Origin of the sequence: Phormidesmis priestleyi BC1401 (genome assembly GCF_001650195.1) — a bacterium.
Classification (GTDB): Bacteria; Cyanobacteriota; Cyanobacteriia; order Leptolyngbyales; family Leptolyngbyaceae; genus Phormidesmis_A; species Phormidesmis_A priestleyi_B.
This window is the reverse complement of record NZ_LXYR01000096.1, coordinates 1-9,898: the sequence shown is the minus strand read 5'-3', so window position 1 is coordinate 9,898 and position 9,898 is coordinate 1. Positions and strand designations below refer to the sequence as shown.

Below are 9,898 nucleotides of genomic sequence, written 5' to 3'. Positions count from 1 at the left end.
TCAACTGTCCAATCTGTCGATACAACTCATCGAGGTGGGCTTGCCCTTCTGGCTCTACTTTGCTGGCGCTGGAACCGCGCTCAAACACCTCACTCATGCCCGCTAGAAGATGCCGTTTCCAACCGTGAATCATCGTCGGATGCACGCTATATTGACTCGCAATTTCAGCAATGGTTTTCTCTCCTTTCACCGCTTCAATCGCAACTTTTGCTTTGAATTGAGAACTGTACTGTTTGCGTTTGTTTTTGCTCATAACCATTCCTATCATGGGTGGGAAGTTTAGAGCTTATTCACCTGTCCAGTTTTTGGGTTCCACCTCACAGAGCGCATATTGAGCGCTAGTTTAACGGCTGCGAGAAACACACCCTTTTTGGTGAACAGCCGTGTGGTGTCTAAGTCTGACTCAATCCGTAAGTTAGGGCTGGACTCCAGGGATGCTCTGCCGTCAATGAAGCGCTGGATTAAAGTCAGGTCGTCTGAAGTATTGGTTACGGTCGCGATCACTGGTCAACATCCTTCAGAAATGAATAAAGGAGTTGCTCGTGTGCGACTGCCCCTAGCTAGTCATTCGCACATGGCTTGAATCATCCGGTTATAACAGCAACATCTGTGGGATATACGGAGCTTGAGCGGATTATCCTTGCTCGTAGTCTATGTATTGCCGAAAGCAGAGCGGTTGCAGTCCCAGGACAATATCCATATTCCAGCACGGCTCTCAAGGCGTACTACTGAGATCCCGGTTTCGATCGCTGCACCTAGCAGACCAATAAAACTGGCTACTTTCATTTTTTCTTCACTCGGTAGAGTGCTTGTTTCTTAAATGGCTTTTTAACCGGTTTATGGGGCGTTGTTTGGGCATCTGGTAGCAGTTCATCTATGGGCAGTTGATCGCCTTGAATATTTTTAAGTCGCTTCATTCTGCCTCCAGGTTAAGATATTCCATCAGCACAGATTCAATTGATTCATAACTACTGAGCCATTCCAGACGAGCGATCGCAGGGTAACTTGGCTCTTGAGTTTTATAGCGGCGAGGGAACTGAATAATCGATTTCACCTTCCACATTTGCCCCTGGTAGGGGAACTCTTCACCGACCGATGGGAAGCTGCTGAACGATAGGATAAATGCCCCGTGAGCCTTCCTAACAACTTCACGGGCTAATCTATCTCTCACCTCTTCTGGCAACCGACAGACGCATAAAACATGGGTGCGAGTAGATTTAATTTTGTGCCAAGTAATTGATAGAACATCCTCTTGAAATTCAGACATTTGTAGACCCCTTTAGCTAATAAAAATTAATTGATTTATGGAGCGGCACGATTTGGCACAACTGGGCGGCACGATTTGGCACGATTCATCTGGCACGGCACGGCACGATGGCGGCACGTATTGATATTCCGTCCGTGCCGCTCTCCGTGCCGTGAAATCGTGCCGTGCCGTGCCAAATCGTGCTAGAGGGAGAAACTGTTAAGAGAATAGATGCCCTCAAGAGAATTAGGTGGACTGATTCCATTGGATTCTTCCTTCATCGACGGTGCGAACAAAAGGAGTCTTAGAGATAGTGTTGATACTCTGCCTAATGTCTCCGATCGCGGGTGCTTTGCCAAGCGTCTCTCGAATGAATCTGTGAGTTCTAATCGCCTCGTCGCTATAAGATTTATCAGGATTTTTCTGAAGCAGTTCTAGAATCGCTTGCCCCAATTCAAACAGTTCTTTCTTCTGAGCTTTGACCTCTGCAACACTGGGCTGATTCAAACCGATCTCAGGCGCATCGTCTTCAGGCTCATCGGTTTGAGTTGGGCTTTCAGCAGGTTTCTCTTGATAGGGTTGTGTCTGGGGTAGACACAGAAAACGGAAAATATAGCACGTTAAGGAATTGAAGAAGCTGGAACCCAGCGGTAGAGCGTCGGTACAGACACGCCAAGATTTTTAGCCACGTCACGAGGAGGCACCCCATTCGTCAACAGTTGCTTTGCCGACTCGATTTTACTATCGGTCATCTGACGTTTGCGCCCACCCTTGCGCCCAAGTTGATGGGCGATTTCCAACCCCGCACGGGTTCGCTCCGCATTTAGCTCTCGCTCCATCTCAGCTAAACTTGCCATGACATGAAAGAAGAAGCGACCCGACGGAGTAGCCGTATCAATCGAGTCAGTCAGACTCTTAAACTGAATACCTTGCTGATGCAACTCACCGACCAGATCGACCAAATGCTTAACACTGCGTCCAAGTCGGTCCAATTTCCACACAACCAAGCTATCACCTTCGCGCAGCATCTCTAGTGCCTTGGTAAGTCCAGGTCGCTCCCCTCAGCTACCACCAATCTTGTCATCCAAGATCTGATGACAACCCGCTAGCTTCAGTGCCTCGACCTGAAGGTCGAGATGCTGGTCTGGAGTTGAGACCCGAGCATAACCAATGAACATCGGTGCGTTCCTTATCGAAACTCATGGCGCTGGGGGAAAATCGAGAATTAATTTCGAGACCTATTTGTGAGAATAGAAGAACCTTGATTCTGCGTGCCCTGGGGCAGGCTGGATGCGGCTTATCACAAACCTACGTTTTCGAGAGGAGTTTCAATACCTATCGCCATTGGATTGGGAGCATATTAACCTGACTGGAGATTATGTCTGGCGCAGAAATAGCAACATCGCTGCTGGAAGCAGGTTTAAGCCCATACAAAATTCTTAACGTGCTATATTTTCCGTTTTCCGTGTCTACCCGATATAGGGAGTATTGGCAATCATCAGTTCCCGCGTACCATCGACCCGTCCGGTTCTGCCCATCAGGGGAAACTCGGATAAGTGATCCGTCGCGGCTTGAATTTTGAGGACTATCGCGATCGCGGCATCACCATTAGTTTCAGCAACATAGGCATAGGTCTGCTCCAGATTCTTCAGCGCTTTACGCAGCCATTTAACGGGCTTTGCCATGGGTCAGCCTTGCAAATGCAGCACTGACCTCTTCCTCTGGTGCAAAGTCTCCGGCATCTGCCTCAGCGATGCCGTGATGAATTTCTTCAATTTGCCATTGGTGCATTTCTAGGTAAAGCGTGATAGCTTCGTTGATCAAATAGCTGCGATCGCGATCAACTCCCGCCGCGAGCTGATCCAAGGCTTCTCGCTTCTCGCTATCTAGACGAAAGGTAATGTTTTCCTTGCTCATGGTTATGCCCAACCAGGAAAGAGATTTGATACCTCTATCATGCAGTGCAATACGATGCAATGCAAATTGACGTTCCGGTAGCTTTTGAGCCTCAAGCAACGCCTTGCCGGATCACTTGGCAAGCTTTCCCATATATAATCGCTCCTCGCTTACAGAGCTAGTCATTGCCATTGTCTTTCCGACTTCTGCACACTTCTTGCTTAGTGTATATCTACAAACCTACTTTGGAAGGACATCTCCCATGAAACGCTCAATTCAACTTATTGGTGCAGTCGTCGCGATGAGTATGCTCACGATCGGAGGCATTGCTCGACTCGCTCAGGCATCGCCAGCCAACTCACAACAAGCAAAGGTGAGTCTACTAAATGCCCGCAAAATCGCTCTCAAAGCTCATCCAGGCACCATCACCGACGAAGAACTAGAGAACGAAGGTGGCGGCAGTGGCTTGCGCTATTCATTCGACATCAAGAGCGGCACGAAGACTTATGAAGTCGGCGTGGATGCCAAAACTGGCAATGTGCTTGAGAACACGGCTGAAGGTCAAAACCCAGACTAACTGACCGTCTCTTGAGTGAGTCATCAGTTCAATATCGTGTTGACCTGGTATTGTCAACTTAACTCGATTTTGCCTCATCTATTGAGAATGAGCGCACTTAGAGTCATGGAATAATAGTCCTTCCAGTCTCTGAAAATTGGTTGTTTTCTCAGTAAGCAAGCCATCGAGCAGTTAAGTTGACAATACCCATCGACTACCTTTATTGACGCGTCGTAAGAATCTCCGCCTTTGAGAGGGTTGCTGAGTTGGAACTCTCATTTACAATTTGTCCATTCCATCGCTTTAAAGGTTAACGCTATGTTCAGTGTCCTTTGGGGAATTGTTGTTCTGCTCTTTGTCTTGTGGATAGCAGGATTTGCGCTGCATATTGCGGGTGGGTTGATTCACCTTCTCCTAGTTTTGGCGATCGCCCTAGCCATCTACAATTTCGCGATGAACCGTGACGCGCGGCAATGATCGTGAGATCGGTTCTAGGGGAAAGGAAAACTGAGACCTTGTGGCAACGATGCGCCGGAAGTGCCTCACGGATCAAAGCCTAGTCAGCCGTTTGGGGCAGAGGCGACGGGGAAGTTACGATCGCTCGTGGGTGGAATTGGACACGAGGTGATTGTGATGCCTATTGAGAAAGATCGCTATGGGCGCACGGTGGCAGAAGTGTTTGTGAAAAAGACGAATAGCCAGGAAGAGACGTTTGTGAATGGGGAGCTGGTGAGTTTGCTTTTACACAAAATTACCTTTGAAAACGTCCTTCTTCAATCAACTAGTACTGATATGCCAAACTCTTTAAGTTTGGCTAGAACAAACAGCAGGCAATCTCAAACTTTGATGGTGCCAGTCATGTGAAGGTTTAATCGGTGATCAAACGTTCGTTTGTGCAAGGATTGACCTGTCACGAGAGAATAAGTGTTCTAGCGTTGCATAAACCTGTTGCAAAACGTGATTAAATGGCAACAGGTTTATGCAACATCATCATGCTCATCGGTTACGCCAGAGTCTCGAAACTAGAGGATCAAGACACAGCCACTCAAAAAAGGGCGTTGAAGGCGGCAGGAGTTGATCGCATCTTCGAGGAGAAAGCTTCAGGAGGTCGCTGGGATCGTCCTCAACTGCATCGCGCCATCGAGCACCTTCGCAAAGGCGATGTGTTTGTGGTCTGGAAGCTCGATCGCTTGTCTCGGTCACTCAAGGATCTCTTAACCTTGATGGAGCAGATTGATGCGCTCGGAGCAGGCTTTCGGAGCTTGACGGAGGCGATCAACACAACGACTCCAGCGGGACGCATGATGATGCAGATGGTGGGCAGCTTTGCGGAGTTTGAGCGCTCCATGATTCGAGAACGGACGAAAGCGGGTCTAGAGGAGGCACGTCGTCAAGGACGGGTGGGAGGTCGCCGTCCGAAGCTGACTCAGCCGCAGCAGCAGGCGATCATTCAGATGGTCAATGATGAACAGAAGAGTAATGCTGAAGCAGCGCGATTGTTCAAGGTGCATCCTTCCACGGTTAGCCGTCTGCTGAGTCAGCATCGCTATGCAGAACCGACTGAATGAGGGGAGCCGAAAGGGTTGCAGCTGAAGTGACGCTCTCGCAGCAACTGGGTTAACTTCACTCCCGTGCGATTGTGCTGTGCTCTACAACGAAACAGCACTCCATCCACTTTGGGGTTGAGTTAAACTCAACCCCAAAGTGGGTTTCACCAACCTGATCCACAGGTCTAGACCAATACCAATTTTCGATGACGAAATAGTGAGTCTCGTGTAAGTGCAAAGACCGAAACGACGTGTCTCAAAACCTAAGCCACCTCTCTTCACTCTGCGATCGCTGATATCAAAGATCCGGATCTGCAAAAATTGGTTGCTGAGTATAAAGAAGCTGGTCAGCGATCGCCCACCTTCACTTAGACTATTAATGAAGCTTGACTAATGTTCATCAGGAGTGCTAAATGGATTTGCTCACTTGGCTGATTGTTGGACTGATTGCAGGTATTCTGTCTAGTTTTGTCGCCGGGGGGATTGGGTACGGTCTTATCGGCGATATTATAGTAGGTATTGTGGGTGCTTTTGTCGGCGGTTGGCTTTTTGGTCAACTGGGGCTTACAGCTCCTTTTGCAGGTCTAGCTGGCACTATCTTTATTGCTTTTGTAGGTGCTGTGGTACTGCTGGTGGTTCTCCACCTCATCCAGCGGTCACGAGTCTGAAAATTGACCCTAAGAAAGCCGAAGTCTTTTATGTATAGCCATCGCCACTTTGCTTAGGACATTTTTGGTAGTGTGCTTCGCGTGCTGCCAAAAATGTCCCTGTCCTAACCTATGTGGCGGTAGCTATAACAGGTGGGTAAGAACAACCACAATTGCTTTTTCACCTGCCTGCGATCACAAGGTGGCTAATAGTAGGGGTTCTTTGCACAACCCCTCAAAAAGGGTTATGCAAAGAACCCCGTGTAGCACATTCGCCAAAAGCATCCATTACTACTGAGACCCCTGCCACGGCTCCGCCGACGATTGTGGCAACGTTCCGCAGAGCATGTCCTTGCGTTTTCGTTTCGAGCTTACAACTGGTTGCGGGTTTCGTATAAAGTTGCTCCGAAATCTTGATCAACCAGGTCAGATTGAGCGATCGACGAGGCAAAATACTCTGTTTTGATGTTCTCCTGGCTGATTTTCTCAATCTTCCGGTTTCTAAGACAGGACAAATCTGGGTCTTTCGCACCGAGCCCATTGGGAGAGTGGCTCACGAGGGTTCTGTCGCAAACTTTTTAAAGTGACCAGCAAACAGTGCCAATCGTCTTGTCTTAAGCGATCACTCCAAAGAGTTCTTCGATAAACTTCATTTGAGACACACTGTCCCCTTTACGGATTCCTTTCGCTTGTCCTTTTCTGATCATATTCATCGCTTCAATCCCGCTCAACGTTCTTCTCGCGCTGTTAAACGACTGAAACCCCATCATCGGTTTGACAATCCGCTTGATGTTCCGGTGATCCTGCTCAATGATGTTGTTCAGGTATTTAATCTGCCGGAGTTCAGTTTCTTCGGCAATCGTTTCATCCGCTTTCAGCTTGTCCATCGCGACTGGATAGGCGGCATTTTTATCCACCGTGATCACGCGTGGGGCTTGAGTGTGTTGAGCCTTTAGCACGTTACGGAAAAATCTCGCAGCTGCCTTGCCGTCTCGCTTTGCACTCAGCATACAGTCCAGCGTGTTGCCCATCGAGTCTACCGCTCGATACAAATATTTCCATTCCCCTTTGACCTCAATGTATGTCTCATCCACTCGCCACGAATCATTCGTTTGGCTCAAATGAGGACGAAGCCGTTTGTCCAGTTCTGGCGCAAACTTCAGCACCCAGCGATTGATTGTGGAGTGATCCACCTCCACTCCTCGTTCTGCCATCATTTCTTCCAGGTTCCGGTAGCTCAAGGGATAGCGGCAATACCACCGCACATTCAGCAAGATGATCTCTGGCAGAAAGTGACACCACTTAAACAAGGATTGGGAAGCCATTTAGGTTGGGATGAGAGAAAATTGAGCCTCCCTACCTTATCAGTTTTGCGACAGAACCGCCTCAGCGCCCTCTTAACTCGGGGTCGAGATGCAGTCGAGTAGAACATCGCTGCCTACTCGATTGCATCTCAACCCCTTAATCCTCTAACACTCGACTTGCCACATCGCACCGCTACTTTTACCCCTTACTCCCGCAAGGGGCTTGTTGTGCTTTTGAAGTAACGCAAACCCTTGGTGCCAACTTGCAGCCTTCTGTCAGCCGGGAAGCGTTGTTGGAACCGTTCGGAATTATGCAATTTTACAGCGATGGGTGGAGCGCTGATGAAGGTTGTGTCGCGAGAATGATAAGGCAAGAAGGCAAACAACTAGCGAATGGTTGCAAGTCTCTTCCGCTTTAGAAGAGAGCCAGCGCCCATTGCCCCCATGACTAACAGCCCAGCTATTGTGCCTGGCTCAGGCACCGACTTTGCAGCAGCTTCTCTGTAAGCATGGTTGTCCGTCTCGAACGCGATACCACTGGTTTTTAAGACCACCTTGTTGAAGGTCTCTCCTGGGTTCGCCAAGAAGTTGACATAGAGGTTGCTGGTTTGGCTGAACCAATTGCCATCGGGTGTAGACGTGATGTCTGAGCCAGTAATCGTTTTCACGCCGTTATTGGTGTAAAAATCGATGGAATTATAAGCATCGACTGACCCCAAGTAGATCCCGAAGTAATCAAGCGATTTATTGAAGTTGATCGCAACGTCTCCCGTAGCTCCCTCAACACCACTGCCTTGAGGCGCGATCGTCAAGTAATAGCTCGTATCACCATTTGGCATCGCGTGCTGACCGGACACAGATGTATTCACAACGGTGGCAGCCGCACCAGAAGCTGTGGAGTAGGTAGCAATGCCAGAGGTGGGGGCTGAACCACTATTAAAATCAATGGTTTTTGCGCCAGAGATACTGGACTTCATTCCCTCACCCACGACATGAGTGCCGCCGTAGGTCAGGCTGATCGCTTTAGCTGGACTTGCAATCGTAGCAGAAGCAGCGAGTCCTGCAATCAGTGCTAGCCAAGTTGTGACCGTTTTCATGCCAGTTTGTCCTTATGATATTTCTGTAATAGAGAAACGTGGTTTTGGAATACTGGGGGCATAGCATGAGAGTATATTTTTATACCAATCTACTCACATCCTCAGTATGGTCTCTTTAGAATTAAGGAGAGAGGCTTATATCTGTAATTTATAAAAAAGCTAGTTTTTAGGCGACTTTGTGTAGTTTCGATGAAATTTTAGAAAGGGCTAAATATTTAGTTTATTTACGTATGGGGAGCGTACTGAAGTAGCATTTGTATTTCTACATCGAGCAGTACAGGCACAGCAGGGTCGAGCAATGACCTTAAGTAAGCCGTTTAGCTAGGTAGGTAGCAAGCTCTGCGTTCTATTACTTGACGTACAGCATCTTACCGCTGGTTTTGGTTCGCTCGCCACGGGAACGCCAACCTCCACTCTTGTTGAGACGGCGAGTTAAATCAATCCAGTCCCTCCTTTGAGTTCTGGGTTGACTCTTGGGTTGATATAGCGATAGTAAGCTGGACGACTAATGCTCAGATGTTCACAAATGCTAGTTACTGATCGCGTTGGGTCTGTGGAGAGGGATCGTCCGATCTCAATTTGCTGTGGGGTTAACTTTTGCTGTCGTCCCCCTTTACGCCCTCTGGCTCTTGCCGCTTGTAACCCCGCCTGAGTCCGTTCTCGAATTAGATTGCGCTCAAACTCTGCGAGTGCCCCAAACAAGTGGAAGACCAGCTTTCCCCCACTAGTGGTGGTGTCAATGTTCTCTTGAAGAGACCGCAACCCAATCTTGCGGTTCTCCAACGCTTCGACCAGGGCAATCAGGTCTTTGAGCGATCGACCTAAGCGATCGAGTCGCCAGACGACGATCGTGTCTCCTTTTCTAGCAAACTCAAAAGCTTCTTTCAGTCCAGGGCGATCCGCGTTTGCTCCGCTCATCTTGTCCGAGAAGATTTTTTCACAATCGGCAGATTGCAAAGCATCCTGTTGCAGTGCCAGATTCTGGTCGTCTGTGGAAACTCGTTCGTAGCCAATCAGCATTGTGGAGAGTTCTAATGTCCTGTTATTGTCTCAGAACTCGTTAGACTTGCCTTATTTTGAGACATAGATTGATTAACAAGTTAATTTACACGTTTGCAAGCCTGAAAGCTTAGTTTTGGGAACGCACGTTCGACTGTAAAACAAAGGAGCGTTTTCTTGCCTGCCGCCAGTTGCCATTAATTCTGGTTTGAGCGGATGATTGCAGGTTTGTTGCAAGGGAACGCCGGTTCAGTTGCAGTTAATCCTGGTTGATGTGAAATGATAGTTGCGACTAATCCTGGTCTGAAAAGGCGACGATTGCAGGTCGCTACAGCTAGGCAGGGAGCGCAACCGAACCACGTTTAGAACCTAATTCATCAGTGCGCGATCAGTTTGATCCAGGAATGGCTGACCTTAGAACGTTCCAAACCACTGCCTCAACTCCGGCAAATAACGGGCAATGAGGATGCCACCGACAAAGCCAAATAAATGTCCTTGCCAAGAGATGCGGTTGTGTCGCAAAAATGATAGGGTTGGAAGGCTCAATTTTCTCTCGTCTCATCTTAAATGGTTGCCCAATCCTTGTTTAAGTGGCGGCACTTCCTG

The 9,898-nt window shown here is 48.5% G+C and carries 17 protein-coding genes and 1 pseudogene; 5 read left to right on the top strand and 13 right to left on the bottom strand.

All coding sequences use genetic code 11. From position 1 onward, the window contains the following. The 9 genes and pseudogenes from A8707_RS24705 to A8707_RS24680 all read right to left on the bottom strand — a co-directional run. A partial coding sequence (locus A8707_RS24705; protein ID WP_068818922.1) for a transposase occupies positions 1-253 on the bottom strand: 253 nt, incomplete at its 3' end. A 26-nt stretch (positions 254-279) separates the two neighbouring features. After that, complete coding sequence (locus A8707_RS24700) at positions 280-504, bottom strand: hypothetical protein (RefSeq protein ID WP_068819934.1); 225 nt, start codon at positions 502-504, stop codon at positions 280-282. 278 nt (positions 505-782) lie between these two features. Further along, the gene (locus A8707_RS30420) at positions 783-917 is read right to left on the bottom strand and encodes a hypothetical protein (RefSeq protein ID WP_269452770.1); all 135 of its coding nucleotides are present in this window, start codon (positions 915-917) and stop codon (positions 783-785) included. Then, the gene (locus tag A8707_RS28660; protein WP_156518863.1) at positions 914-1,267 is read right to left on the bottom strand and encodes a hypothetical protein; all 354 of its coding nucleotides are present in this window, start codon (positions 1,265-1,267) and stop codon (positions 914-916) included. The genes A8707_RS30420 and A8707_RS28660 overlap by 4 nt, the downstream gene beginning before the upstream one ends. Positions 1,268-1,492: 225 nt before the next feature. Further along, positions 1,493-1,753: a hypothetical protein gene (locus A8707_RS24695; RefSeq protein WP_068819933.1), complete on the bottom strand. Its 261-nt coding sequence runs from the start codon at positions 1,751-1,753 to the stop codon at positions 1,493-1,495. A 113-nt stretch (positions 1,754-1,866) separates the two neighbouring features. Further along, positions 1,867-2,046, bottom strand: coding sequence for a helix-turn-helix domain-containing protein (locus tag A8707_RS30865; protein ID WP_331711745.1), 180 nt, complete (start codon positions 2,044-2,046; stop codon positions 1,867-1,869). Further along, positions 2,032-2,424 (bottom strand): annotated as a pseudogene (locus A8707_RS24690) (recombinase family protein); the annotation flags it as partial. The gene A8707_RS30865 and the pseudogene A8707_RS24690, both read right to left, overlap by 15 nt. 291 nt (positions 2,425-2,715) lie before the next feature. Next, a complete protein-coding gene (locus A8707_RS24685; protein WP_068819931.1) occupies positions 2,716-2,931 on the bottom strand; it encodes a type II toxin-antitoxin system RelE/ParE family toxin in 216 nt (71 codons plus the stop codon). After that, on the bottom strand, positions 2,915-3,163 hold the full coding sequence (locus A8707_RS24680) for a CopG family ribbon-helix-helix protein (RefSeq protein WP_068819929.1): 249 nt from the start codon (positions 3,161-3,163) through the stop codon (positions 2,915-2,917). The genes A8707_RS24685 and A8707_RS24680 overlap by 17 nt, the downstream gene beginning before the upstream one ends. Before the next feature lie 241 nt (positions 3,164-3,404). Between A8707_RS24680 and A8707_RS24675 the strand changes: the two genes are divergently transcribed. The 5 genes from A8707_RS24675 (at position 3,405) to A8707_RS24655 (ending at position 5,913) form a co-directional block, all read left to right on the top strand. Further along, a complete protein-coding gene (locus A8707_RS24675; protein ID WP_068819927.1) occupies positions 3,405-3,719 on the top strand; it encodes a PepSY domain-containing protein in 315 nt (104 codons plus the stop codon). 297 nt (positions 3,720-4,016) lie between these two features. After that, positions 4,017-4,175: a lmo0937 family membrane protein gene (locus A8707_RS24670; protein ID WP_156518862.1), complete on the top strand. Its 159-nt coding sequence runs from the start codon at positions 4,017-4,019 to the stop codon at positions 4,173-4,175. A 30-nt stretch (positions 4,176-4,205) separates the two neighbouring features. Further along, positions 4,206-4,562: a thermonuclease family protein gene (locus tag A8707_RS24665; protein ID WP_082906499.1), complete on the top strand. Its 357-nt coding sequence runs from the start codon at positions 4,206-4,208 to the stop codon at positions 4,560-4,562. A gap of 101 nt (positions 4,563-4,663) precedes the next feature. Continuing rightward, entirely contained in the window at positions 4,664-5,266 is a 603-nt protein-coding gene (locus A8707_RS24660; RefSeq protein WP_231948457.1) for a recombinase family protein, read from the top strand. 392 nt (positions 5,267-5,658) lie between these two features. Further along, positions 5,659-5,913, top strand: a complete 255-nt coding sequence (locus tag A8707_RS24655) for a GlsB/YeaQ/YmgE family stress response membrane protein (RefSeq protein ID WP_068819923.1) — start codon at positions 5,659-5,661, stop codon at positions 5,911-5,913. Between the two features lie 593 nt (positions 5,914-6,506). Here the strand turns inward: A8707_RS24655 and A8707_RS24645 are convergent. The 4 genes from A8707_RS24645 to A8707_RS30415 all read right to left on the bottom strand — a co-directional run bounded on the left by A8707_RS24645 (position 6,507) and on the right by A8707_RS30415 (position 9,838). Further along, positions 6,507-7,217 carry an IS6 family transposase gene (locus tag A8707_RS24645; RefSeq protein WP_068819921.1) on the bottom strand — a complete coding sequence of 237 codons (711 nt, stop codon included), beginning with the start codon at positions 7,215-7,217 and terminating at the stop codon, positions 6,507-6,509. 365 nt (positions 7,218-7,582) lie between these two features. Next, a complete protein-coding gene (locus A8707_RS24640; RefSeq protein ID WP_068819917.1) occupies positions 7,583-8,293 on the bottom strand; it encodes an Npun_F0296 family exosortase-dependent surface protein in 711 nt (236 codons plus the stop codon). 432 nt (positions 8,294-8,725) lie between these two features. Further along, on the bottom strand, positions 8,726-9,313 hold the full coding sequence (locus tag A8707_RS24635; protein ID WP_068819914.1) for a recombinase family protein: 588 nt from the start codon (positions 9,311-9,313) through the stop codon (positions 8,726-8,728). A gap of 393 nt (positions 9,314-9,706) precedes the next feature. Then, on the bottom strand, positions 9,707-9,838 hold the full coding sequence (locus tag A8707_RS30415; RefSeq protein ID WP_269452769.1) for a rhomboid family intramembrane serine protease: 132 nt from the start codon (positions 9,836-9,838) through the stop codon (positions 9,707-9,709). Positions 9,839-9,898 lie beyond the last annotated feature (60 nt).